This window comes from Acidovorax cavernicola (genome assembly GCF_003581445.1).
Map to the genome: position 1 here is coordinate 1 of NZ_QXMN01000272.1, position 887 is coordinate 887.

At 68.7% G+C, this 887-nt stretch carries 1 protein-coding gene; it reads left to right on the forward strand.

The window, feature by feature from the left end:
• Nucleotides 1-116: 116 nt before the first annotated feature.
• The coding region (folP, locus tag D3H34_RS33090; RefSeq protein ID WP_119558905.1) for a dihydropteroate synthase at nt 117-887 on the forward strand (771 nt) is incomplete at its 3' end.

An 887-nucleotide genomic window follows, 5' to 3' on the forward strand; every position in this document is an offset into this window, starting at 1 on the left:
ATACCGCACCGACTGCCGCCTGAACCAGGCCGGCAGCCGCCAGATGACAGCGGGGCCTATGGGCCCCGTTTTCGTTGGTGTATTTTTCACCTTTGATTCGATTCGAGAGACCGAGCATGCAGCAATGGCAGACCAGCCGCTTCCTGTTGAACCTGGAGCGCCCCCAGGTGATGGGCATCGTCAACATCACGCCGGACTCCTTTTCCGACGGCGGCGCGCACGACAGCCTCGCGCCCGCGCTCGCGCACTGCGAGCAACTGCTCAAGGACGGTGCGGACATTCTCGATATCGGCGGTGAGTCCACGCGCCCGGGCAGCCCGGCCGTGGGCCTCGAGGAAGAACTGGCGCGCGTGCTGCCGCTGGTGCGCGAGGCCGTGAAACTGGGCGTGCCGGTCTCGGTCGATACCTACAAGACCGAAGTGATGCAGGCCGTGCTCGACCTGGGCGCGGACATCATCAACGACATCTGGGCGCTGCGCCAGCCGGGCGCGGCCGCCGTGGTCGCGGCGCATGCGCAATGCGGTGTCTGCCTGATGCACATGCACAGCGTGCCGCAGAGCATGCACCGCGAGCATATGCAGGGCGATGCCGTGGTCCAGGTGCGGGATTTTCTCGCGGCCTCGGCGCAGGCGCTCGAGGCGCTGGGCGTGGCCCGGCAGCGCATCGTGCTCGATGCGGGCACGGGCTTCGGCAAGACCGTGGCGCAGAATTTCGCGCTGCTCGCGCGCGAGGCCGAACTCGCGTCGCTGGGCTATCCGCTGCTGGCGGGCTGGTCGCGCAAGGGCTCGCTGGGCCAGATCACGGGTCTGCCGGTGGACGAGCGCATGGTGCCCAGCGTCGCCGCGGCCCTGCTGTCGGTCGAACGCGGCGCGCGCATCGTGCGCGTG